The organism is Massilia sp. TSP1-1-2, from assembly GCF_049896185.1.
Taxonomy (GTDB): Bacteria; Pseudomonadota; Gammaproteobacteria; order Burkholderiales; family Burkholderiaceae_D; genus Telluria_A.
The window spans coordinates 149,565-173,255 of record NZ_JAFCTU010000007.1 but is presented as its reverse complement, the minus strand read 5'-3'; the positions used below and the strand labels follow the sequence as shown (position 1 = coordinate 173,255).

The 23,691-nt window shown below is 64.0% G+C and carries 16 protein-coding genes; 9 read left to right on the top strand and 7 right to left on the bottom strand.

Annotated elements, in window-relative coordinates:
• Positions 1-6: 6 nt before the first annotated feature.
• From ACP7BV_RS08565 to ACP7BV_RS08555, 3 genes are all read right to left on the bottom strand, one after another.
• The gene (locus ACP7BV_RS08565) at positions 7-1,797 is read right to left on the bottom strand and encodes an ABC transporter ATP-binding protein (protein WP_426103384.1); all 1,791 of its coding nucleotides are present in this window, start codon (positions 1,795-1,797) and stop codon (positions 7-9) included.
• On the bottom strand, positions 1,787-3,538 hold the full coding sequence (locus tag ACP7BV_RS08560) for an ABC transporter ATP-binding protein (protein ID WP_426103383.1): 1,752 nt from the start codon (positions 3,536-3,538) through the stop codon (positions 1,787-1,789). The genes ACP7BV_RS08565 and ACP7BV_RS08560 overlap by 11 nt, the downstream gene beginning before the upstream one ends.
• 109 nt (positions 3,539-3,647) lie before the next feature.
• A complete protein-coding gene (locus ACP7BV_RS08555) occupies positions 3,648-4,454 on the bottom strand; it encodes a phasin family protein (protein WP_426103382.1) in 807 nt (268 codons plus the stop codon).
• A gap of 198 nt (positions 4,455-4,652) precedes the next feature.
• Between ACP7BV_RS08555 and ACP7BV_RS08550 the strand changes: the two genes are divergently transcribed.
• The 8 genes from ACP7BV_RS08550 to ACP7BV_RS08515 all read left to right on the top strand — a co-directional run bounded on the left by ACP7BV_RS08550 (position 4,653) and on the right by ACP7BV_RS08515 (position 12,202).
• The gene (locus ACP7BV_RS08550; RefSeq protein WP_426103381.1) at positions 4,653-5,927 is read left to right on the top strand and encodes an amidohydrolase family protein; all 1,275 of its coding nucleotides are present in this window, start codon (positions 4,653-4,655) and stop codon (positions 5,925-5,927) included.
• A 5-nt stretch (positions 5,928-5,932) separates the two neighbouring features.
• A complete protein-coding gene (locus tag ACP7BV_RS08545; protein WP_426103380.1) occupies positions 5,933-6,454 on the top strand; it encodes a GNAT family N-acetyltransferase in 522 nt (173 codons plus the stop codon).
• A gap of 123 nt (positions 6,455-6,577) precedes the next feature.
• Positions 6,578-7,444, top strand: coding sequence for an STAS domain-containing protein (locus tag ACP7BV_RS08540; protein WP_426103379.1), 867 nt, complete (start codon positions 6,578-6,580; stop codon positions 7,442-7,444).
• Between the two features lie 5 nt (positions 7,445-7,449).
• Positions 7,450-7,806 carry an STAS domain-containing protein gene (locus ACP7BV_RS08535; protein ID WP_426103378.1) on the top strand — a complete coding sequence of 119 codons (357 nt, stop codon included), beginning with the start codon at positions 7,450-7,452 and terminating at the stop codon, positions 7,804-7,806.
• A 28-nt stretch (positions 7,807-7,834) separates the two neighbouring features.
• Positions 7,835-8,251, top strand: coding sequence for an anti-sigma regulatory factor (locus ACP7BV_RS08530; protein WP_426103377.1), 417 nt, complete (start codon positions 7,835-7,837; stop codon positions 8,249-8,251).
• Positions 8,248-9,267, top strand: a complete 1,020-nt coding sequence (locus ACP7BV_RS08525; RefSeq protein ID WP_426103376.1) for an ATP-binding SpoIIE family protein phosphatase — start codon at positions 8,248-8,250, stop codon at positions 9,265-9,267. The genes ACP7BV_RS08530 and ACP7BV_RS08525 overlap by 4 nt, the downstream gene beginning before the upstream one ends.
• Positions 9,264-10,670, top strand: coding sequence for an ATP-binding protein (locus ACP7BV_RS08520; protein ID WP_426103375.1), 1,407 nt, complete (start codon positions 9,264-9,266; stop codon positions 10,668-10,670). The genes ACP7BV_RS08525 and ACP7BV_RS08520 overlap by 4 nt, the downstream gene beginning before the upstream one ends.
• A gap of 8 nt (positions 10,671-10,678) precedes the next feature.
• Positions 10,679-12,202, top strand: a complete 1,524-nt coding sequence (locus tag ACP7BV_RS08515; RefSeq protein ID WP_426103374.1) for a response regulator — start codon at positions 10,679-10,681, stop codon at positions 12,200-12,202.
• Between the two features lie 19 nt (positions 12,203-12,221).
• Here the strand turns inward: ACP7BV_RS08515 and ACP7BV_RS08510 are convergent, their stop codons facing one another.
• The 4 genes from ACP7BV_RS08510 to ACP7BV_RS08495 are packed head-to-tail and all read right to left on the bottom strand — an operon-like array spanning position 12,222 to position 20,219.
• Positions 12,222-13,292, bottom strand: coding sequence for an alpha/beta hydrolase (locus ACP7BV_RS08510; RefSeq protein ID WP_426103373.1), 1,071 nt, complete (start codon positions 13,290-13,292; stop codon positions 12,222-12,224).
• Positions 13,293-13,306: 14 nt separating this feature from the next.
• Positions 13,307-16,063: an esterase gene (locus tag ACP7BV_RS08505; protein WP_426103372.1), complete on the bottom strand. Its 2,757-nt coding sequence runs from the start codon at positions 16,061-16,063 to the stop codon at positions 13,307-13,309.
• Complete coding sequence (locus ACP7BV_RS08500) at positions 16,060-18,363, bottom strand: amylo-alpha-1,6-glucosidase (RefSeq protein WP_426103371.1); 2,304 nt, start codon at positions 18,361-18,363, stop codon at positions 16,060-16,062. The genes ACP7BV_RS08505 and ACP7BV_RS08500 overlap by 4 nt, the downstream gene beginning before the upstream one ends.
• Positions 18,360-20,219: a glycoside hydrolase family 13 protein gene (locus tag ACP7BV_RS08495; RefSeq protein ID WP_426103370.1), complete on the bottom strand. Its 1,860-nt coding sequence runs from the start codon at positions 20,217-20,219 to the stop codon at positions 18,360-18,362. The genes ACP7BV_RS08500 and ACP7BV_RS08495 overlap by 4 nt, the downstream gene beginning before the upstream one ends.
• A 565-nt stretch (positions 20,220-20,784) precedes the next feature.
• On the opposite strand from ACP7BV_RS08495, the gene ACP7BV_RS08490 reads away from it, so the two are divergent.
• Positions 20,785-23,631, top strand: a complete 2,847-nt coding sequence (locus ACP7BV_RS08490; protein ID WP_426103369.1) for a TonB-dependent receptor — start codon at positions 20,785-20,787, stop codon at positions 23,629-23,631.
• Positions 23,632-23,691 lie beyond the last annotated feature (60 nt).

Here is a 23,691-nt window from a genome sequence, read left to right as displayed (position 1 = left end):
GCGCTCTTACACGGCCAGCTGCTGCAGCAAATACAAGCGCTGATACAGGCCACCGTCGATCTGCATCAGCGCATCATGCGGTCCCGATTCCTCGATCCGGCCGTGATTGAGCACCACGATCTGGTCCGCGTCGCGGATGGTCGACAAGCGGTGCGCAATGGCGATGATGGTTACCTTGCCGCGCAATTCATTCATTGCCTCCTGCACGACCTGCTCGGTCTGGCTGTCGATGCGCGACGTTGCTTCGTCCAGCAGCAGGATGCGCGGCTTGCCGGCCAGCGCGCGCGCAATGGCGATCAGCTGCTTTTGTCCGCTCGACAGGCGCGAGCCGCTTTCGCCGAGCGAGGTCTCGTAGCCATGTTCGAGCGCCATGATGAAACCGTGCGCATGCGCCGCGCGCGCCGCCTCTTCGATCGCCGCGTGCGGCAAGCCGCGCCCCATGTCGATGTTTTCGCGCGCGGACGCCGCCAGCAGGAACGGATCCTGGGGCACCAGCCCCACGGCAGCGCGAAAATGTTCATTGTCGATGGCGTCCAGCGGCCGCCCGTTGATCTCGATACAGCCTGGCGGCGACGGGTAATAGCGCAGCAGCAGCGAGAGCAGCGTCGACTTGCCGCTGCCGGTATGCCCGACGATTCCGAAAAACGCGCCCTGCGGCACAGCCAGGCTAAGCTGGTGCAGCACATCCTGTCCGGGTGCATACGCAAACGTCAGGTTGCGAATTGCCACCGCCGGCGCGCCGGCCACCGGCCCCGCCCCCTGTGCTGCAGCGCCCTTGCCGGCATCGTGTTCAGGCGCGCCCGCTTCGTCCAGCAAGGCCGACACGCGCGCCGTTGCCACCACTGCCTGCTGCAAGCCGCTGAACTGCATGGTGATCTGGATCAGCGGCTCGATTACGCGCGCAATGTAGCTGATAAAGGCGTACAGCACGCCCACCTCGATCGCATTCATCTCGCGCTGGCCAAAGCTGTAGATCACCACCGCCAGCAGCACCACGTTCAAAAAGTCGAGCGCGGGCCGCAGCAAAAACGCGTTGGCCCGCAGTTCGGCCAGGCGCGCCTTGTAGTGGCCGTGGTTGGTGGCGGCGAAGCGCTCGGCAAAACGCGATTGCGCATTATTGGCCTGCAGGACGCTCATGCCGCTGATCGATTCCGCGATCTGGCCATTGATCTCGCTGCGCAGCGCGCGCGCGCGCGTGACGGCCGGCGCCGACAGGCGCTGGTACAGGAACACGATGGCCACCACCGCCGGCACCAGCGCCAGCACGATCAGCATCAATCGCCAGTCCAGCCACGCCATGGCGATCATGGTCCCGATCAGCACGATCAGACTGTCGAGAATGGCAAACAGCACCTGGATGTACAACGTCTTGACCGCTTCGGTGTCGTTGGTCACGCGGCTGATCAGCTGGCCCGTCACGGCGCGGTCGAAAAACGCCATCGGCAGGCGCAGCACATGGCCGAACACCCATTCGCGCAGGCGCTGCACCGAGCGCATCGCCAGGCCCGACAGGCGCACCAGCTGCAGGTAGCGCAGGCCGGACGCGATCCAGCCGGTCAGCAGCATGGCGCCCAGCAGGGTGGCCATGCGCGGCCAGTCGAGGTGGCGCGGCAGCAGATGTTCGTCGATCAGCGCCTTGCCAAGGATCGGGCCGATCACTTCCAGGCCGGCGGCCAGGATCAGCCAGAAGGTGGCCCAGCCCAGGTGGCGGCGGTCGGGATGGGCGGCGCGCCGCAACAGGGCGAAGGCTTGCGCCGCCTGCGCGCGCATCGCCTTGGGCGTGGTATCAGAGTGCATCGAGACTGGCCTCCAGTTGTTGGTAGCGCCACTGGCTGGCGTACCAGCCGCCGTGCGCGAGCAGTGCGTCGTGGGTGCCCGATTCGGTGATGCGTCCGCCCTTGAGCACGACGATCAGGTCGGCGCCCACCACCGCCGACAAGCGATGGCTGGCGATGATGGCGCTGCGCTGCCTGGAGCCGCGCCGCAGTTCTTCAAGATGCTCGAGGATGCGCGTTTCGGTGCCGGTGTCGACCGCCGAGAGGGCGTCGTCCAGCAGCAGCAAACTGCTGTCGGCCAGCAGCGAGCGGGCAATGGCCACGCGCTGGCGCTGGCCGCCCGACAGGGTGATGCCGCGCTCGCCCACATGGGTTTCGTAGCCGGCCGGGAAACGCAAAATGTCGTCGTGGATCGCCGCCATGTCGGCTGCATGCTCGACCTGGGCGCGCGTGGCGAGCGGCCGGGCCAGTGCGATGTTGTCGGCAATGGTGGCCGAAAACAGGAACGACTCCTGCGGCACCCAGCTCATCGCGCGGCGCAAGGTTGCCAGCGTATAGTCGCCCAAGGCATGAGCGCCCCACGAGGCGCTGCCTTGCTGCGGCGTGACCTGGCGCATCAGCACCTTGAGCAGCGTGGTCTTGCCGGCGCCGGTGGGCCCGACCAGGCCGAGCGTCTGGCCCGGCTGCAGCGTCAGTGAAATGCCGGCCAGCGCCGGCGTGGCCTGGCCCGGGTAGGCGTAGGTGACGGCATCAAGCACCAGAGGGCCGCTCGCGAGCGCGCTCAAGGTGCCGTCATCGTCCACCGACAGCGGCGCGTCCAGCAGCGGCTGCACGCGCGCCAGCGCGGCGCGCCCCCGTTCGATGAGCGAGAGCACCCAGCCGGCCGCGAACATGGGCCAGATCAGCTGGCCAAGGTACATCGTAAAACTGGTCAGTGAACCGATGCTGAGTTCACTGTCCCACACCAGGTAGCCGCCCAGGCCGAGCGTAAGCACGCTGGCGGCGGTCAGCGTCCAGCCGACTGCCGGCTCGTAGGCCGCTTCCCACTTTTGCGCGGCCAGGCTGGCGTCGGCAGCGCGCGCGGCAAGCTCGCCGAACTGTTTTGCGCTGTGCTGCTCCAGCCCCAGCGCGCGCAGCGTACGTACGCCCGTCAGCGCTTCCTGCACATGGTCGTTCAAGGCCGAGAAGCGCTTGAGCGAATCGGTTGCTGCCACATGGATGTGGCGCGAGATGCGCCAGAACGCGAACGCCATCAGCGGGAACGGCAGCAGCGCAATGCTGGCCAGGCGCCAGTCGACGCCCAGCATCATAATCCCCAAGACCATCACCAGTGTCAGCGAGCCGTCAAAGCCGGCCAGCATCGCTTCGCCGGCCGCCATTTCAATGGCGTCGATGTCGTTGGTGGCAAGCGCCATCAGGTCGCCCGTGCGCTGCTGCTGATAGAAGGCCGGACCCTGGGCCGACAGGCGTGCGTAAAAGCGGGTGCGCAGTTCGACGCCCAGCTGGTAGGCGGCGGCGAACAGGCGCAATCGCCAGCTCACGCGCAGCAGGTAGATCGCCAGGCCCATGCCGAGCAGTTGCGCGATATCGAGCAGCAAGGCGTGCGCGCCCAGCGTGTGCGCGGCCAGGCCGTCGATCATGGCGCCCACCTTGCGCGGAATGAGGACGGTAAACGCGGCCACGCCGATCAGCATGGTGCCCGACGAGACGTAGGAAGGCCAGTGGCGACGCACGAAATTGAAGACGAGCCGCGATAAAGTCATTCCCCACCCTATTGATGCGGCCAGAAACAATTAACGGGCCGAAGCCCGTCAATTTACTACTTCTGGCCCATCGGCGCTGAGCGCGCCTGATTGTGGTCTTGTTTCTTCTTTATTTCTTCTTCTTGGATTTGGCCGTCGGCAAGTCGAGCTGCTGCTGGGCGACGACCGGTTTGCCCGACACGGGCGCTGGCGGTGGCGACGCCTCGACCGGCTTGATGCCGGTGACAACCAGCGGCTTGGTGGCGACTGCAGGCACCGGCGCGGCGGCCGGCGTGGCGGCCACGGTACCGTGCGCGACCTTGCCGAGCGCCTTGGCGATGGGCTTGGCTTTCGCGTCAAGCGGGGCAGCCGGGGTGGCGACCGCTACCGCAGGGGCAGCGGCTTGCGGCTCGGCGACCGGAGCGATAAATTCAACCGCTGCCGGTTCCGGGCTCAGCTGCGCGTTCAGCTCGGTTTCCAACTGCGCGTTCAACTGCGCCGGCGGCACAGCTTCCGGTTCAGCTTGCGGCGCAGCTTCCAGTTCAGCTTTCGGCTCAGCTTCCGGCTCAGCTTCCGGCTTGACCAGGGCCAGCCCTGGCTGTGGCGCTGCCGGCTTCGCGTCGGCAACCGTGTCGGCCAGCACCGCGCCGGCGCCGGTGGCAATCGCCATCAATTGGCGGTTGTAGGCCAGCAAGCCGTCAATACTTTCCTGGGTCCGATTGGTCAGCGCGAACAGATCGCGCGGATCCTTGGCGGCCAGCAGTTCGACCACGGCGGCCGACGATTTCTCCATCGACGCGCGCGAAACGCTCAGGTTCAGGGCGACGATTTTCTGCGCGCTCTCGAGTGCCCTTGCGGTAAAATTTTGAAAGAAATTCATCTGTGCTTCAACTTGCGACTTGCTCGCAGCGGAAAACTGTTCCGGAAGAGTGCTCATGGGATGTCCTTTGGATGTTTGTGATGCGGTGCAATATTCCTTAGTCTATCCATGATTGCTGGTGTTGAAAAGAACTTTCTCCAAGATTGGCGCCAATAAATATTGCAATGCAGCATGCATGATTGACAAAGATAATTCGCTTAGACGCATATCCGACTCAAGCACTACAATCAGGATTCCCCCAGCACAGGAGCGGTTATGGATTTCGTGATTCGCAATGCCAGCCTGCCCGACGGCCGGCGCAACATCGACATCGCCATCGACGGTGGAACAATTGCCGCGGTAGCCGAGCGCCTGCCGCTGCAAGGCGCGCGCGAATTTGACGCCGAAGGCGACTTGGTCACGCCGCCTTTCGTGGACGCCCATTTCCATATGGATGCCACCCTGAGCGTCGGCCTGCCGCGCGTCAATGCGAGCGGCACGCTACTGGAAGGCATCAGCCTGTGGGGCGAACTGAAACCGAGCCTGACCCAGGATGCCTTGATCGAGCGCGCCATGCAGTACTGCGACTGGGCCGTGGCGCGCGGCTTGCTGGCGATCCGCTCGCATGTCGACATTTGCGACGACCGCCTGCTGGCCGTCGAAGCGCTGCTGGAAGTCAAGCGCCGCGTCGCGCCCTACCTCGACCTGCAGCTGGTGGCCTTCCCGCAGGACGGCATTTTGCGCAGCCCGGGCGCTTTCGCCAACCTGAAGCGCGCCATCGGCATGGGCGTGGATGTGGTGGGCGGCATTCCCCATTTCGAGCGCACCATGCAGGAAGGCGCCGCGTCGGTCAAGCTGCTGTGCGAGTACGCCGCCGAGCAGGGCTTGCGCGTGGACATGCATTGCGACGAATCGGACGACCCTTTGTCGCGCCATATCGAAACGCTGGCATACGAAACGCAGCGCCTCGGTTTGCAGGGCAGGGTGGCGGGCTCGCACCTGACCTCGATGCATTCGATGGACAATTACTATGTCAGTAAATTGCTGCCGCTCATTGCCGAGGCGGGCGTTGCGGCCATTGCCAACCCCTTGATCAACATTACGCTGCAGGGACGCCACGACAGCTATCCCAAACGGCGCGGCATGACGCGCGTGCCCGAACTGATGGCCGCCGGCGTCGACGTCGCCTTTGGCCACGACTGCGTGATGGATCCGTGGTACAGCCTGGGGTCGGCCGACATGCTCGAAGTGGCGCACATGGGCCTGCACGTGGCGCAAATGACGGGCCAGGAAGCGATGCACCGCTGCTTTTTGGCGGTCACCGAAACACCGGCCAACATCCTGGGCTTGACCGGCTATGGCATTGCGCCCGGCTGCCACGCCGACCTGGTGCTGCTGGACGCCGGCAGCACGGTCGAGGCGATCCGCCTGCGCGCCGCGCGCCGCCTGGTGATGCGGCGCGGCGCGGTGGTAAGCGAAGCGCCGCGCGCCAGCGCGACATTGAACTTGCCGGGCCGGCCCGGTCAAACAGGCTTTCGACTGGGACGCTGACTGCCATGGCCATGCACATACTCGATACCGAACGGCTGCGCCTGCGCACCATCGACGAGGAGGATGCGCCGTTTTATCTGGAACTACTCAACAGCGAACCGTTCATTGCCAATATCGGCGACCGCGGCATCCGCACGCTGCCGGCGGCGCGCGCGGCGATTGCCGCCGGCCCCGTGGCCATGCAACAGACGCACGGCCATTCGATTTACCTGGTTGAGCTGCTGCACAGCGGCGAGCCGATCGGGATGGCTGGTCTCATCAAGCGCGATGCGCTCGATGATGTGGACCTGGGTTACGGCTTGCTGCCGCCGCATTTCGGGCGCGGCTACGCCACGGAAGCGGCGCGCGCGCTGCTGGTGCACGCGCGCGAGGCGGTCGGCTTGCGCCGCCTGCTGGCCATCACCTCGCCGCACAACCATGCCTCGCATGCATTGCTGCTCAAGATCGGCATGCGCTACCAGGGCGTGCTGCAGCTTGACGACGGCCCCGCGCGGCTGTACGCCATCGGGCTGGCCTCAGGCGCCTGAATCAGGCCATGTTGTTTGTCGATCATTTTCGATTCGTGCGCGGCAAATAAATTGCACTCTGTATATATAATATCCGACCGATAGCGTATTTTTTGTTCTTCTACGCCACTATCAAAGGATCCAATGTCCAACCATAAAAGTTTGCAGCTTGCAAAGATTATTACCAAGTATGAGGCCGAATTGCTGGAAGTATGGCTGTCAGGCTTGATGACACGAATGATTCGCCGCGACAAGAACGCCGAAGCCGAACTGCGCCAGCAGGCGGCGCGCTTCCTGCCGCTGCTGGTGCAGGCGATCGAACGCGGCGCCACCACCGATATCGAAGCGGCGCCCTGGGACGACACGCGCCACATGCTCACCGAGATCTCGCAGGCGCGCGTGCGCCAGGGCTTCTCGTCGATCGAGACGGCCAGCTTCATCTTTTCGCTGAAAGACCCGCTGTTTACCTACCTGCGCACCGAGCTGGCCAACGATCCGCTGCTCCTGATCGAAGAAACCGCCGCCACCAGCAGCCTGTTCGACCGCCTCGGCCTGTTTACCGTCGAGGTGTACCAGAAGGCGCGCGAGCAGATCATCCTGCGCCAGCAGCAGGAATTGCTCGAGCTGTCCACGCCCGTGGTGCAGCTGTGGGACGGCGTGCTGGCGCTGCCGTTGAGCGGCACGCTCGACAGCGCCCGCACCCAGGTGGTGATGGAAAGCCTGCTGCAAAAAATCGTCGACACCGGCGCCTCGATTGCGATTATCGACATCACCGGCGTGCCGACGGTCGACACCCTGGTCGCGCAGCACCTGCTCAAAACGATTGCGGCGGCGCGCCTGATGGGTGCGGACTGCATCATCAGCGGCATCCGCCCGCAAATTGCGCAAACCATCGTGCATCTGGGCGTGAACCTGGAAGACGTGGTGACCAAGGCCACGCTGGCCGACGCCTTTGTCGCGGCGCTCAAGCGCACCGGTTCGAGCATCACCCGTCCGCAGAACGCGGCTTAACAGCCATGGATCGCATTCCCATTCTGAAGATCGGCCGCCTGCTGCTGGTCACCATCCAGGTCGATATGCACGACCGGCTGGCCATGACGCTGCAAGACGACCTGACCGCGCGCATCGTCAAGGACCGCGCTACCGGCGTATTAATTGATATTTCGGCGCTTGACATTGTCGACTCCTTCATCGGGCGCATGATCAGCAATACGGCCGCGATGGCCAAGATCCTCGACGCGCGCACGGTGCTGGTCGGGATGCAGCCGGCGGTGGCCATCACGCTGGTCGAACTTGGCCTCACGCTCGAAGGCGTGCGCACGGCGCTGAACATCGAACGCGGCCTGGACTTGCTCAGGCAGGAACCGGAATGAGCGCGCCGGTGGCCAAGCGGGGCTGCCAGTGAGCGCGGCGGGCGAGGGCGCCGTGCGCGCGAGCCTGGTGACCGATGAAGACGTGGTCAGGCTGCGCAAGATGGTGCGCGACGATATGGTCACGCTGCGATTTTCGCTGACCGACCAGACCAAGATGGTCACGGCGGCAAGCGAACTGGCGCGCAACGTGCTGCGCTACGGCGGCGGCGGCTACGCGCAACTGGAACTGCTGACCGAAGATGGCGTGCCCGGCGTGCGCGCCACGTTTGTCGACGAGGGACCCGGCATCGCCGACCTGGACCTGGCCATGACGGACGGCTATACCAGCGGCGGCGGCATGGGGCTGGGCCTGTCGGGCGCGCGCCGGCTGGCCGACGAATTCGATATTGATAGCGCCCCGGGCAAAGGCACCACCGTCACGATCACGAAATGGAAGCGCTTTTGAATAAACTGGGCAGGCAGGTCTCCCATCACATCGGGGAATCGAGCGAGATAGCTGCAGCGCGCCGGGCCGGCAACGAGCTCGCGCGCCGGGTCGGCTTTGATGAAGTGCGCGCCGGCCAACTGGCGCTGGTCATCACGGAAGCGGCGACCAATATCCTCAAGCACGCGCGCGAGGGCGAGATTTTGCTGCGCACGCTTGCCGCTGACGGTAAGTTCGGCGTCGAAGTCATTGCCCTGGACCGCGGGCCCGGCATGGCCAATATCGCGCTGCGCATGGAAGATGGCGTCTCCACCGCCGGCACCTATGGCGTGGGCCTGGGCGCCATCCGCCGCCTGTCGCAGGAGTTCGACGTCTATTCGACCGAGGACCTGGGCACGGTGCTCATGATGGTGGTCTGGGGCGACGGCGTGGGCGCTGCGTCTTCCGACTGGCAGGTGGGCGCGGTGTGCTTGCCGGTCGCCGGCGAAGAAGCGTGCGGCGACGCGTGGGACATCGGCATGGGCCGGTCGAGCGTGGCCATCTGCACCGCCGACGGCCTGGGCCACGGCCCGGATGCCGCCTTGGCATCCGACCCGGCGGTGGTGCTGGCCTCGCAGCGGCCGGACCTGAGCGCAACGTCGCTCATCGCCTTGGCGCACGAAGCGCTGCGCGGCACGCGCGGCGCGGCGATGGCCATTGCCGTGATCGATGAAGAAAAGGGCCAGCTCGGCTTTGTCGGCGTAGGCAATATCGCCGGCTGCATTTTTACCGACGGCGCGCGGCGCCACCTGATGTCGCACAACGGCATCGTGGGCAGCAACCTGCGCAAGGTGCAGGAATTTTGCCATCCGTGGGAGCCTGGCGCGATGGTGATCCTGCATTCGGACGGGATCGCCACGCGCTGGGACCTGGACAGCTACCCCGGCCTGGTGTTTCGCCATCCGAGCCTGATCGCCGCCGTGCTGTACCGCGATTTTGCGCGCAAGCGCGACGACGCCATGGTCGTCGTGGTGCGCCAGCGCAGCACCCACGCATGACGTTGCGGATACTGAAGCTGGCAGTCGGCACCGAGCTGGACGTGATTGCCGCGCGCCAGCGCGCGCGTGAAATCGCGGTCCACTGCAACTTTGCAATGCAAGACCAGGTACGCATCGCCACCTCGGTCTCCGAGCTGGCGCGCAATGTCTACAACTACGCGCAGGGCGGGCGGGTCGAGTTTTCGATCTGCGAAGTCGATGGCAACCAGGTCCTCGAAATCAGGATCGAAGACCTGGGGCCGGGCTTTGGCCACCTCGACGAAGTGCTCGACGGCGGCTACAAGTCGTCCACCGGCAAAGGCCTGGGAATTTTGGGCGCCAAGCGCCTGATGGACCGTTTCGACATCCGCACCGCGCTCGGCTCGGGCACCCAGATCATCATGCACAAACTGCTGCCGCTCGACTGCGGACGGATGACGGCGCCGATGGTGGGCGACCTGGGCGAGCGACTGCGCGCGCGCCTGCCCGACTCGATGCTGGCGGAAGTGCAGCAGCAAAACCACGAACTGCTCAGCACCATGGCCGAACTCAAGGCGCGCCAGGAAGAACTGCTGCAGTTGACGGGCGAACTGGAAGAGACCAACCGCGGCATGGTGGCGCTGTACGCGGAGCTCGACGACCGGGCCGCCAACCTGCACCGCGCCGACCAGATGAAGTCGCGCTTCCTGTCGAACATGAGCCATGAATTTCGCACCCCGTTAAGTTCGATCCGGGCGCTGGCCAAGCTGCTGCTGGCGCGCACCGACGGCGAGTTGTCGCCGGAACAGGACAAGCAGGTCAACTTCATCTTGCAGGGGACCGTGTCGCTGGGCGACATGGTCGACGATCTGCTCGACCTGGCCAAGATTGAAGCGGGCAAGGTGGTGGTCTATCCCGACCATGTGGACATTGCCGACATGTTCAGCACCCTGCGCGGCATGCTGCGTCCGCTGCTGGTGAACCCTGCGCTGGCGCTGGTGTTTCGCGCGCCGGCGCCCGGCCTTGCCATCTATACCGACCAGGGCAAGCTGGCCCAGATACTGCGCAATTTCGTCTCGAACGCGATCAAGTTTACCGAGTCGGGCGAAATCCTGGTACAGGCCGTGCTGCGCCCGGGCCACGGCGAGATCGAGTTTTCCGTCGCCGATACGGGCCTGGGCATCGACGCCGACCACCTCGACATGATCTTCGAAGAATTCAACCAGATTGAAAACCGCCTGCAGGCCAAGGTCAAGGGCACCGGGCTGGGGCTGCCGCTGTGCCGCAAGCTGGCCGCGCTGCTCAATGGCAGCGTGCATGCCAGGAGCGTGCTGGGCGCCGGCTCGGTCTTCACGGCGGCGATCCCACTGGTGTACATCGCACCGCCAGACGCCGCCGGCACCTCTTCAAACAGCAAGCAACCAGATAGCAACCAACCGATTTAGGGTATCCCATGACGTCCATGCCATTTTCCGACTCCGTCATCCTCAACGTGGATGACAGCGAAGCTGCCCGCTACGCCAAGACGCGCATCCTGACCCACGCCGGCTTCAAGGTGATTGAAGCGGCCAGCGGCAGCGCAGCGCTGTACCGGGCGCGCGAAGACAAGCCGGACCTGGTGCTGCTGGACGTCAAACTGCCCGACATCAACGGGCTCGAAGTATGCCGCCTGCTCAAGGCCGATCCGGCCACGCGCGCGATCCTGGTGCTGCAAATGTCGGCCTCGTATATCGGCGTGGCCGACAAGATCCGCGCGCTCGAAGGCGGCGCCGACAACTACCTGTTCGAACCGATCGAGCCTGAAGAACTGATCGCCAATGTCAAGGCGCTGCTGCGCCTGGGCCGGGTCGAACGCGAACTGCGCGACGTCGACCGCCGCAAGGACGATTTTCTGGCCACGCTGGCGCACGAACTGCGCAACCCGCTGGGGCCGATCCGCACTGCGGTGGAGCTGCTGTGCCGCCTGGACCCTGAAGTGCCGCCGCGCCAGGACCAGGCGCGCAAGACGATCTTGCGCCACACGGGCCACCTGGTGCGGCTGGTGGAAGACCTGCTTGATGTAGCCCGCATCTCGCGCGGCAAAATCACCTTGCACCAGGAACGGGTCAAGGTGCGCACCTTCATCGACAGCGCCTGCGAGTCGGTGGCGCATATTGTGGAAATGCGCGAGCAGCAGCTGAGCGTCAAGCTGCCCGAGCGCGAAATCTGGATCGAGGGCGACAATGTGCGCCTGACCCAGATCGTCGGCAACCTGCTGCACAACGCCGTCAAGTTCACCGCGCCCAAGGGCGCGATCGGGCTCGATGTCGAGGTGGACGGGCGCGAGCTGCTGATCCGCGTGAGCGACAACGGTATCGGCATCGATGCCGGTAAACTCGACATGGTGTTCGACATGTTCACCCAGGACGGCTTTGCCGACGACCGCGTGCAGGACGGCCTGGGCATCGGCCTGTCGCTGGTGCGCACGCTGGTGGGAATGCACCACGGCAGCGTGACCGCGTCCAGCAAGGGCGAAGGCAAGGGCAGCACGTTCGAAGTGCGGCTGCCGATCTTTGCCTTCGACCGCGGCGACGACCAGGGCGCGGCCGAAGTGCCCGATGAAGTGGTGGCCACGCGCATCCTCGTGGTCGACGACAACGTGGACGCGGCCGACATGCTGGCCGAACTGCTCACCATCGACGGCCATGAAGTCAAGGTGGCCTACAGCGGCCAGCAGGCGCTAGATCGCGCGGCCGAGTTCCAGCCGGCGTATGTGTTCCTCGATATTGGTTTACCCGACATGAGCGGCTACCAGGTCGCCACCAGGATGCGCGAGATCGCGGGGCTGGAAAATGCGTTCCTGATTGCGCTGACCGGTTACGGCCAGGCACGCGACCGCGAACTGGCGATGAATGCCGGCTTTGACGAGCATGTCGTCAAGCCGATGGATTTCGCCAAGATCAGTTCACTGAAGCTGAACGCGCGCCACTCAAGGTAATAGCCACGCAATAGCAAAGTTACTGCCTGGTGCTCCCCCACGGGAAGAACCAGGTCAGCGGCCGGTCCACCCGCGCCGCCCACGATGCTTCATTGTGGATGCCGCCCTCGGCGGCAAAAAACCTCAGGTCGGCATCGAGCCGGTAGCCCTGTTTGAGCATGGCGTCGCGCATCGCCTCGGTGCCTTCCAGGCCATCGTCCCTGGTGCCGGCGTCGAGATAGAACTTCACCGGCACCCGCGCCGCCGGCTTGGCGACCATGCTCCCTTCATTCCACCAGAACGAACTCGATACCCCGCCCGCCTTGGAAAACACGTGCGGCCGGTGCTGCGCGATGGCCACCGATGCGATGCCGCCCAGCGACGAGCCCATGATCGCGGTCGTCTCGCGCCCCGGCAGCGTGCGCCAGGTGCGGTCCACATAGGGTTTGACGGTGTCGATTACAAAAGCTTCATAGGCGTCCAGCATGCCGCCGCCATGCTTGGGGTCGCAGCAGGGCGTGTACTCGGGTATCCGGTCGGGCGTGTTGTCGATGCCGACCACGATGATTTCGTCCATTGCGCCGGCATCAATCAAACGGTCGGCAGTTTCGTCGATGCCCCATTCAACGCCATACGCCGCCGCCTTGGCGTCGAACAGGTTCTGGCCATCGTGCATGTACAGCACCGGATAGCGCTTGGCCGCGTTTTCGCCGTAGCTGGGCGGCAGGTAGATGCGCAGCTTGCGGCTGTTTTTCAATTGGGGCGAGGCGATGGCGTCGACAATCGTCACGCGTCCGGTCGCCACGCCAAAGAACGGGTAGATGTCTTCGGTGGCGCCGGCCTTGATGCGATACGCGCCCCCCGTCGAGACCTGGTCCTTGCCCAGGGCCGGCTTCATGGTGACGTCGCCTAGCCGGTCGGGCCAGGTGTAGGTCCACACCTGGCCCGGCCCCGCCAAGGCGGGTGCGCCCTTGGTCCACGACATCGGTCCCTTGTCGCCGCGCAGGAAAATCGCGCGCTGGCCCGCCTCGTAATGGATCCGGACGGTGGTGGCGCCGGCGCTATTGGCCAGCATCGCGGCGGCCAGGGCCGCAAGGGTTGGTAGTCGCATGCATTCTCCGTAATTTATTTGGTGCGCAGGATGCGCACCGCGTGGATGTCGGCCGTGTTCAACGCTCCGGCGGCGCCGCCGGCGGCGCTGAAGGTGCTGTTGGCCTGCAGGTAGCTCATGTTGTAGAAGTCGGTCAGCGCAATCGTCACCGGACCGGCGGGCAGCTTGGCCGCGAGCGGCGTGGAATACACCGTTCCCGCCTCGCGCCGGGTGTGGGGCATTTGCACGACGCCTTCTGCCAGGACGCGGCCGGCGGCGTCTTTCACGCTCATCCATTTGACCGCGCCGCTGACACCGAGGTTGATCTGGTTGGCGGTGTTGGCATAGCGTAGCTGGACCTGGTAGTTGCCCGCTTGCGCAATGTTCGCTGCAAGGCCTGGCGCCACTTCGAACACGGCGCCGCGGCAGGTTGAAGGGCTGTGATGGCTGCGGTTGCCCGAGCCGGTAAATTGCGCTTCGATGGCGTAGCAGGCATTCGCGTGGCCCGCGCGGTCGGTCCATGCGCTGGCGCGAATGCCGGACGCCGCCAGTTGCCCGTCGCGATAGACGTTGTAGACAATGCCTTTGCCGGACGCGGAAAACGTCAATGTCGCCGCGCCCGCAAAAGTCGGCGGCGCCGGATCGGGCGGCGCAAAAACGCTGCTCGCCCGCGTGTAGGGCCCGGCGTGCACGCGATGGAGTTGCTGGTCGCCGCTTTGCAAACCACCCAGCGTGATCTCGATCCGGCCGTCGGCGGGCAGCGCGTCCCACCGGATTGCAGGGCCAACGGCTGCCTGGTTCAGAGTGATGGAGCCGATTGCATAGTAGCCGTTCGCGCGGGACGCCTTGGGCAGCCGGATGCTCACCGACAGGCGCTTGCCGTGCAACGGCAGATCGTGCAAAGCAATCAGGTCGGTCGCGCCAAAGACGTCGCGCCGCAGCTTGGCCGTGATGAAGGGCTTGATGGTAATGCCGTCGGCCGTGGTCGCAACGCCAAACACGTTCCCGATCACCATGCCGAGATAGGCGCCGACAGACCACAGCTGGCGCTTTGAATTGATGACCGGTCCGATCAGCTCGGGATGCTGCTCGTCGAGCAGCAGCGGCTGCCCGGAGAGCCACTCCAGGTTTTCCATGTTCGACAAGTTGAGCGCGGCGGCGCGGATCAATGTGTCGTACGCGGCGTCGGCCACGCTGACGTTGCCGGACATGGCGGCCGCCTTCAAGCCATAGGCGGTGACGAAGGGCCAGATGGCGCGGTTGTGATAAACCGGCACGCCTTGCTGCTGCGGGTAGATCACCGGCGCGCCCATCGGGCCGTGCGGATAGTGGGACAGGATCTTGCGCGCGCGATCTTCATCGGCCACGCCGGTGACGATCGCCAGCGCCTGGCCCAGCCAGTCGAACTTGTACATCGGCGCGCCGTCGAAATGGGGCGCCGTCAGGCTGCTGTACATATTGGCGTCTTCAAGCCACAGGCGCTCGTTGATGGCCACTTTCAGCGCGAGCGCCCAGGCGGCATATTTTGCCTCCTGCGCATGGGCGCCCTGTTCGCGCGCCAGGCTGGCGGCCAGCGTCAGCGCCTTGTAGTGCGCCACGTTGGTTGACAGGGCTTTGGAACTGGCCAGCGCCGCCAGGTCATTGACGATCCACGAGGCGTAGCTCTGGTCGCGCCAGTCGAGGAAGGATTGCTCGCCCGCGTACAGGCCAGAAACGGCGTCGAAGGCGGCAAGGCGGTCGTTCTCGATCGTGTTCGACAGCGCCTTGAAGGCGCGCGGCACAAACCCGGCGCGCTCTTGCGCCGGCAGTGACTTGAGCACCTGTTCGGCGCCAAAGGCCCAGCTCACGCGGTCGGTGCTGACCGGCCAGCTGCCGCCGCTGCCGGTGTCCTGGAGGATCTGCAGGCCGTCAACGCTGCCAGCCACCTGCGGCGCCTTATGCACGCCGTCGCGAAACGGGGAGAGCTTGAAGTCGAGCGAAAGCATCACGCGCTGCGGGTCCAGCATGGCCAGGCCTAGGTCGGCCGCGTACGACAGGTCGCGCGTCCACACATAGTGCCACTTCTCGCCCGTCTCGAAGCAGTCGCAGGCGATCTGCTTGCCGTCGTTGTAGTTGCCGTCCTTGATCTGGGCGACCGAGTCGAGCTTCATTTCGGCGCCGGCCAGCGCGAACAGGGCGTCGAACGCCAGGCTGCCGCTGCGCACCGTGGGCAGCGCTGCCGACTCGGCGTAACTGACATATTGGGGGCCGGGGTCGCGCAACTGCAATGTGCTCGACTGCGAGTAGCTGCGCCGCGCCGCGCGCGCGTCGGGCGACGAAAAGCGCGCGCTTTCACGCTTGCCGTCGTAAGTGGCAAACGAGAGCGCCGCAGTGTCGCGCCGGCCCTGGTGCGGGTCGTTCGTTGCAACCGGCGGCGCCTCAATGCGCGCCACGCGCAGCAGGGGAGCGGTTGGCTCGGACAGGTCGAGCCGAAAGGTGTAGTCGGCCGTCCTGCGCACGAACAAGTGGCCATCCCGGCCCTTGTCGGCGACCATCCGGTAAGCCCGGCCCGCTGTTACGCCGGCGCCGGCATCGCGCGCGACGGTCAGTTCGGTCGACCAGTCGCCGCTGCCCACCTTGAACGCATGGTTGCCCGGGCTGAGGGTGACGCGCGCTTCGTACACGCCGTGGCCAAGCGGGACCAGCAGATTGTCCGTGCCCCAGCCATTGAAGCCCCCGCGCACATACATGTCGCCTGCAGTGGCGCCGCTCGACAGCAGCACGCCAACAATGAGCCCGAGGGTCTTGATCATTTGTATTCGCTCCGTTCGACGATGCCCTTGAGGACATCCTTTGATTGCAGCATGGGGAAGTGTTGCGTACGGTAGGCCCTCGGCGTTTGAAAGCGCAGCGTGCCGATGGTGCTGGCGAACGAGGCTTGGCGCGGGCTCACCGCGAGCGGCTTGCCGTCCAGCGTCGCAATGCCATTGGCAACTGCCAGCAGCGCCGTCTGGCCGGGTGCGAGTTTGAACGCCGTCTGCGAGCGGCTTTTGTCGCGGTTCAGAAAATCAAAACTGACGGTGCGCGCAACACTGCCGTCAAGGTGCAGCGACCAGCGCTGCACGGGGCCGCGCCGGGTGAAGCGGATGGTCATTTGTTCGCCCGCGCCAAACGGCAGCACTGCCTCGAACCTGGTCCATGCCGACGGTATCGCCGGGCTCAATGCCAGGGTATTTTCAAGCAGGTCGGGCTTGAACCCGACAAAGTCCTGGTAGCCGTTGCGCGCGTATTCGGCCACGCTCCACGATTGCGCGTACGTGCCAGAGGGTTTCAGGCGGCCGCCTTCATGGGGCAGGGCGTCGAGCAGTTCGCTCATGTTGCCCAGCGTGCCCAGGCCCAGGATCTGGCGGCCCAGGTTCTGCGCCAGCGGCCAGGCCAGGTCCTGGTAGCCGAACTTGTTGAGCGCGGTGACGGTGTAGCCGGCGTTCCAGCCCCAGATGGTGCCCTGGTGGTAGGCGGCGTCCTTGTGATGAAACAGCGGGTTTTCGTGGCGCGGGTGAAAGTAGGCGTCGTTCTGACTTAGCGACGCGATCCCGTAAGGGTAGAGCAGTTCGGATACGGCATTGCGCAGCACGCGCGCCTGGACCTGCGCGGGCACGAAATCGTCGAAGGGGACCGAGACCAGCATCAGCTGGTTGGGGCGCACCTTGGTGTCGGCGCTGGCGTCGGCGCGCAAGCGGTCGGCCATCACGCTGCCATTCCAGTACAGACGCAAAAAGCGCTGTTTGGCGCGTGCGGCCAGCGCCTGCCAATCGGCCGCCTTTTGCTGGTCGCCCGCTTCGAGGGCGAGGCTGGCACCGGTTTGCAAGGCGGTGTACCACAGCGCCTGGATCTCGACCGCGCGCGGGCCGCGTGCCGACCAGGGCTGCTTGTTTTCGATGCGCGCGTCCATCCAGGTGTCGGCCGAGTCGTGCGCCAAAAGGCCATCCTGGTCCATGTAGTTGGCGATGGCGCCGTCGAAATAGGCAAGCGCCAGCTGGTACATCTGCCGAGCGAAGGGCTTGTCGCCCGTGTAGCGGATGTACTCGAGCGCCTCGCGCAGCATCCACGGCGTGCCGTCGACCGTGTTGTAGATGATGCTCTCGCCGGCCGCCACGCGGTTCGGGATGCGGCCATATTCCTTGTCGCCCCGGTTGAGGTTCTGGTAGCGCGCAAAGTTGGACAAGACTGCTTTGGCGTCGTCAAACTGGCCCGACACCAGTAGCGTGCCGGGCAGGGCGATGAAGGTGTCGCGGCCCCAGTTGTCGCGAAACCAGGGAAGGCCCGCCCAAATGCCGGCGCCGAACTCCTCGACCACGAACATGCGGCTGGCAGCCTTGGCCCAGTTCAGCGCCTTGTTGTATTGCCTGTCGCTGGTGGCGAGGTAGCTTTTGGTCAGCGCCTGGTACAGCTTGCGCCGCTCGGCCAGGATCGGGTCGGCCGCGACCAGTGCCAGCGCGCGCCGGCGCGCTTCCTCGGCACTGGGCGCGAACGCGGCCACCACCAGCAGGGTTCTGGCGGGCGCGCTGGCCCTGAGCGTGAAGTCGTCGTCGAGCGTGAACGGCTGGTCGGCGGCCAGCGCGGCGTACAGCGTCTGGCCGGCGCCGGGAGCGATTATCGCCAGATTGCCGGCGCGCGTGACGGCGCCCGTCTGTTTCAGCAGCGGGCGAATCGCCAGGCGCGCAGCGTCAATGCTGGTCACGCGCATGGCGATGGCCTGCTGTTTTGACAGCAGCGCCATTTCCTCGCTGGCGCCGTTCGCGTAGCGCACCTGGTGGCCGTAGGGCAGCACCTGTTCGCGGGAAGCGGCGCGCACGTTGGGCGCGTTGTCGGCAAAGCTGGCGTAACCCTGGAACACCGCTTCGTTTTTGATCAGGTAGCCGGCGCCGCGCGCGCTGGTTTGCGTATAGCCTTCATAGTAGCCGGCGATGTTGTCGCCGGCAACGAACTGCGCCTGCCGGCCCGGCGCGACCTTGATCGCCATCTCGCTGAAAAAGGTGTCGAGGTCCGGCTTGTGCGCCGAGGCCAGCGGCAGCGCCAGCGACAGCGCAGCGGCAAGCACGCGTGTTTTCATTGCAGCTCCAGGATCACTGTAGCGCGCGCCGGCAGCGTCAAGGCCGCATCAAGCGCAAAAGTCTCGCCGCTGATGACGTCCACACCCGAGCGCACGCCGGTCAGCATTTCGCTAAAGCGCCCCACCGGCAGCACCGCCGGGGCGGTGTTCTTGTGCAAGGCGACTATCACCTTTTTTTTGCCGTCGTAGCGGAAGTAGACGTAGGTACCGTTTTCGGCGCCGTAATGCATCATCTTGCCCGAGTGGATAACCGGCTGCGTCTTGCGCCAGGTGACCAGCCTGCGCACCAAGGCTTGCGCGTCGCGCTGCTGCGCCGTGAGGCCCGTGCCAGTAAAGGCATCGACCTTGCCCCCAGTCCAGCCGCCCGAAAAATCGCGCCGGTAGCTGGCGTCGTCGCGCGCGGTGGTGGAGCTGGTCATCTGGATCTCGGTGCCGTAATACAGCTGCGGGATGCGCGGCATGGTCAGCAGCCAGGCCAGGTTCATCGTGTACAGGTCGATGTCTTGGCCGACCACGCTGAACATGCGCGCCATGTCGTGGTTGCCTTCAAACAAGACCAACTGGCCGGGGTTGGGGTACAGGTAGTCGAGCGACAGCGTCTCATGCACGTCGGTAAAGCCCGCCTCCGGCGCCTTGCTGGCGAGCGCGGCGCGCATCACTTCGCTCATCGGGACGTCTATCAGGCTTGGCAGGGAGCTGACGTAGCCGTCGAAGTTGCGCTTGCCCTTCTGCCAGCGCGACACCACCGCCGGCGACTTGTGCCACTCTTCGCCGACCATGTTTAGGTGCGGATACTCGGCCATCAGACGGCGCGTGTACTGCGTCAAGAAGGCGCCGTCGGAGTAGTCGTAGGTGTCGATGCGCAGGTCGGACAGGCCGGCATACTCGATCCACCATATATTGTTTTGGATAAAGTAGTTCGCCACCAGCGGGTTGGTCTGGTTCAGGTCGGGCATGGCGCTGGTGAACCAGCCGGTGGTGAAGTTTTCACGGTCGTCTATGGCGCCATACGGATCCTGGGCCGAGACCCGGTGATGGCGGGTGGGTACAAAGGCGCCGCGGTGCTTGGTCCAGTCGGGAAAGGGCATGTCCTTCATCCACCAGTGACCGCTGCCAATGTGCGAGAGCACCACGTCCTGGGGGATGCCGGTGCCGGTGCCGCGCTTGCGCGCTTCTTGCGACAGGTGCCGAAAGTCCTCATTGCTGCCGTAGCGCGGGTCGATACGATAATGGTCGGTGGCGGCGTAGCCGTGATACGAATAGGACGGCATGTCGTTTTCAACCAGCGGCGTGGGCCAGAGCTGGGTAAAGCCCATGCCGGCGATGTAATCGAGATGGCCGATCATGCCCTGGATGTCACCACCGTGGCGAGCGCCGTCGCCGGCGCGGTCAGCTTTGTCAGCCATGCCGGCCACGCTGTCGTTGGCCGGGTCGCCGTTGGCAAAGCAATCCGGCATGACCTGGTAAATCACATCCTTGCTGGAAAAACCTTGGCGCGCGGCCGAGCCTTTGCCGCGCGCCAGCAACTGGTAGCCGTGACGCAGCGCATCCGCCCCGCTGCCAAACCGGATGTCGAACTTGCCCGGGCGCGCAGCGGCGAGCAGCTGCAGGTCGATGAACAAGTAGTTGGGATTGGCCACCCGCGTTACTTTGGCGATGCGCACGCCGGGATAGCTGAGCGAGGGCGCAAGCTTGCCGATGGAGGCGTCGTGCACCATCAGTTGCACTGACTTGTCCTGCATGCCAGTCCACCAGAACGGCGGCTCCAGATGGTCGATCCGGGGAGTCTGCGCCTGGGCCGAGCAAATCGACAAGGCGGCTGCGGCCAGCAGTACGCGGGGAAGAGTGGACGTCATCAAGTTGTCTCTTATTGTCACATTCGGATTCGCCGGCATTCATCACGGTAAAAATTGTAGTTCCACTACAATTTTTTTGCGCGAAACCAGCATACTACACTCCGAAATTCCCATCTACGACGGTGCAGATGGCGCAGATGTTCAACTAGTTTGGGTACAACGCAGCGAATTTGCCGTGGCAGCACGCGCAATCAGCTGAATTATTCGCTGTGGGTAGATTCCTGTAGCACGGCGACCATGCTAAGTTATGGATACCCAGAGCAACTTGCACCGACGCGGTGCAAATTCAACATCTTTTTGATTAGTTACAGAGATAATGTAGTCGTACTACAGCATTGGCCTGAGCTTGATGTGGCCGAAATACAACGACGTAGCCCTTCAGATTGGTAAGTTTGCGTCAAATTTTCCGATTTGCGTAGTCTGATGCAACTGTCGTTGACAGTGCATCTAGTTTTAGTACAAAATTCCTATCAGGGCGTCTTAGAACGCACGGCTAAAGGATCCCGGAAAGTCGCTGTAGGCTGGTTACTGGGAATTGTGAAGTACTGATGAAATGAGGGGACACATGAACATTTTGAACAAACGCCGCAGCGGTTACTACCAGCTCAAACCAGTTGCGGCAGGCTGCGCAATCCTGTTGAGCGCCATGACGACCAGCGCCTTCGCCCAGCAAGCCGACGTCGTGCCGGTACCGGCGGACACCACCAAGACGGTCGCCAAAACGGACGAAGCACCAGGAACCCAGACCGTGGTTGTCTCCGGTATTCGCCGCGGTATTGAAGCGGCTATCTCGATCAAGAAAAATTCCAGCTCGATCGTCGAAGCGATTTCTGCGGAAGACATCGGCAAACTGCCTGATTCAAGCGTCGCCGAGTCGATCGCCCGTTTGCCAGGCGTGACCACCCAGCGTAGCCGCGGCACCGGCAAGCCGTCCGAGATCAGCGTGCGCGGTCTGGCGCCAAGCTTTAACGGCACCCTGGTCAATGGCCGCGAGCAGGCTTCGACGGGCAACTCCCGTAGCCCCGAATTCGATCTGTTCCCCGCCGAACTGATTGGCAGCGCCGTGATTTACAAAACCCCCGATGCAAGCGTGATCGGCCAGGGCCTGGCCGCCACCATCGACCTGCGCACCGTGCAGCCGCTGGACTTTGGCAAGCGCGTGGTTGCCGTCAGTGCTCGCAAAGAGCGCACCGGCATCAACACCCCGTCGCCTGAAGGCAGCGGCCACCGTTATTCCTTCAGCTACATCGACCAGTTCGCCAATCGGACCATTGGTGTGGCAGTTGGCTTGACTACCTACAAGAGCGTCGGTGGTGGCCAACAAAAGTTTGAAGGCGGCGGCACCGGCAAGAGCGACTACAACGGTCAGTCAGTGACCACCCCTAGCGGCTTCAAGGCCGATACCGAAACGTCGACCTATGACCGCAAGGCCGCTTCGCTGGCTTTGCAATACCGTCCAAACCGTGATTTCAAGACCACCTTGGATGTCGTTCACTCGGAAGGCTCGAGCGCGCTGAAAAAGACCGGTCTGGAAGGTTCGATCAGCGGTTCTTGGGGCGGTTACGATCCACAGGGCATGTTGACCAATGCCACTATCGCCAACGGCGTAGCAACCTCGGGTACGTTCACCGGGTACAAGGGTGACGTGCGCAACCACATGGAAAGCGCGGACGACAAGCTGACCTCGATCGGCTGGAACAGTTCGCTCGACGCCGGCGGCTGGAAGCTCGGTTCCGACCTGTCAAGCTCGAAAGCGACCAAGAAGGCCCAGCGTTTCGAAACCCTGGCAGGTCAAGCCGGCAACACGCCTGCAGGTCAGGTCAGCTCGATCTCCTGGACGGGCTTCAATGGTTCCGACTTGTCGGCCATGAAACTGTCGACCAGCCACGATTTCTCTAACCGCGCTACCACGTTCCTGACCGATACCACTGGCTGGGGCGGTGGTCCGCAGTCGCCACAGGCCGGTTACGTGGCGTATCCGACTGTCGACGACAAGATTCTCAGCCTGCGTCTGACGGGCCGCAAGGAAATCGAATGGGGTGTCGTCAACGCGGTGAGCGTGGGCTTTAACTCGACCAAGCGCGACAAAGAGCGTGTCGGTGCCGAAGGCCGCCTGGCGGTCATCGGCGCCGGTGGCGGCTACGCCACCGCGACCGTGCCTGGCACGGCGATCGCCACCGCCGGCACCACGGGCATTCCAATCGTCTCGTTCGACCCAACCGGCACTGTTGGCTCGATCTACGAATTGGCACGCTGGGTTGATGCAACGACCCTGGCCAAGGATTGGTCGGTTTCCGAAAAAGTGAACACGATGTACGCCATGGCTGACATGGACGGCAAGCTTGGCAGCCTGCCGTACAAAGGTAATGTCGGCTTGCAAGTTGTGCGCACCACGCAATCGACCGTTGGCAACAAGGTTGACCTGGCAACCTGTAAAGGCATCACCGAGGCAACCTGCCCATCGAGCAAAATTCATAATGGCACCAGCTATACTGATTTCCTGCCTAGTGCAAACGTGACCTTCGATCTCGGCCGCGACCAGGTCATCCGTGTCGCAGCGGCCAAGGTGCTGGCCCGTGCCAATCTGGACGATATGCGCGCAAGTTCGTCGTTTGGTGTTGACACCACCGACAACAAGATGCCGATTCTCTCCGGTAGCGGCGGTAACGCCAAGCTTGAGCCGTTCCGTGCCAAGGCACTGGACGTGTCGTACGAAAAGTATTTCGGCAAGAAGGGTTATATCAGCGCAGCCGTGTTCTACAAAAAGCTCGATACTTACATCCTGCGCTCGCCACGCGCCTTCGACTTCGGCAGCCAGGTGAGCGCGAATACGCCTTTGCCGCAGAGCGGCCCGTTCAAGGGTTCGACGGTGGGCGTGTTGACCACCCCAACCAACGGTGATGGTGGCAATATCCGCGGTGTTGAAGTAGCAGTGAACGTGCCGTTCTCGTTGTTTACGCCTTACCTGGACGGCTTTGGCGCTTCGCTGAACCATTCGGATACCACGAGCGGTATCGATCTGCCGGCAGTCGGTTTTGCCACCATAAACGTCAGTCCAATCCGCATCCCGCTGCCAGGCTTGTCCAAGCGCGTCAGCAACCTGCGCCTGTACTACGAAAAAGCCGGCTTCCAGTTTGCCTGGGCAGCACGCAAGCGTTCCGACTTCCTCGGCGCGATCAGCGACTACCAAGACAACAGCCAGCTGACGTTCGTCAAGGGGGAAACGGTCATCGACCTGCAAGCGTCGTACGAAGTCCAGGCCGGTCCGTTGAAAGGTGTCAGCGTATTTGCAACGGCTAACAACTGGAATAACACGCCGTACCAGGAATATAATGGCGTGGACCGCAATGCGCCATCATACAAGACGACCTACGGCCGCACTTACCAGTTCGGCGCGAGCTACAAGTTCTAAGCCGCATGCGGAGGTCTTGACCTCGGCGTGATTGACAACCCCGGCCGCTCAGGCGCCCGG

Coding starts and splice junctions, on each gene's coding strand:
- ACP7BV_RS08545 (WP_426103380.1), top strand. CDS start 5,933: ATGGCCATGCACATACTCGATACCGAACGGCTGCGCCTGCGCACCATC.
- ACP7BV_RS08490 (WP_426103369.1), top strand. CDS start 20,785: ATGAACATTTTGAACAAACGCCGCAGCGGTTACTACCAGCTCAAACCA.
- ACP7BV_RS08555 (WP_426103382.1), bottom strand. CDS start 4,454: ATGAGCACTCTTCCGGAACAGTTTTCCGCTGCGAGCAAGTCGCAAGTT.
- ACP7BV_RS08540 (WP_426103379.1), top strand. CDS start 6,578: ATGTCCAACCATAAAAGTTTGCAGCTTGCAAAGATTATTACCAAGTAT.
- ACP7BV_RS08535 (WP_426103378.1), top strand. CDS start 7,450: ATGGATCGCATTCCCATTCTGAAGATCGGCCGCCTGCTGCTGGTCACC.
- ACP7BV_RS08550 (WP_426103381.1), top strand. CDS start 4,653: ATGGATTTCGTGATTCGCAATGCCAGCCTGCCCGACGGCCGGCGCAAC.
- ACP7BV_RS08510 (WP_426103373.1), bottom strand. CDS start 13,292: ATGCGACTACCAACCCTTGCGGCCCTGGCCGCCGCGATGCTGGCCAAT.
- ACP7BV_RS08560 (WP_426103383.1), bottom strand. CDS start 3,538: ATGACTTTATCGCGGCTCGTCTTCAATTTCGTGCGTCGCCACTGGCCT.
- ACP7BV_RS08515 (WP_426103374.1), top strand. CDS start 10,679: ATGACGTCCATGCCATTTTCCGACTCCGTCATCCTCAACGTGGATGAC.
- ACP7BV_RS08520 (WP_426103375.1), top strand. CDS start 9,264: ATGACGTTGCGGATACTGAAGCTGGCAGTCGGCACCGAGCTGGACGTG.
- ACP7BV_RS08505 (WP_426103372.1), bottom strand. CDS start 16,063: ATGATCAAGACCCTCGGGCTCATTGTTGGCGTGCTGCTGTCGAGCGGC.
- ACP7BV_RS08500 (WP_426103371.1), bottom strand. CDS start 18,363: ATGAAAACACGCGTGCTTGCCGCTGCGCTGTCGCTGGCGCTGCCGCTG.
- ACP7BV_RS08495 (WP_426103370.1), bottom strand. CDS start 20,219: ATGACGTCCACTCTTCCCCGCGTACTGCTGGCCGCAGCCGCCTTGTCG.
- ACP7BV_RS08565 (WP_426103384.1), bottom strand. CDS start 1,797: ATGCACTCTGATACCACGCCCAAGGCGATGCGCGCGCAGGCGGCGCAA.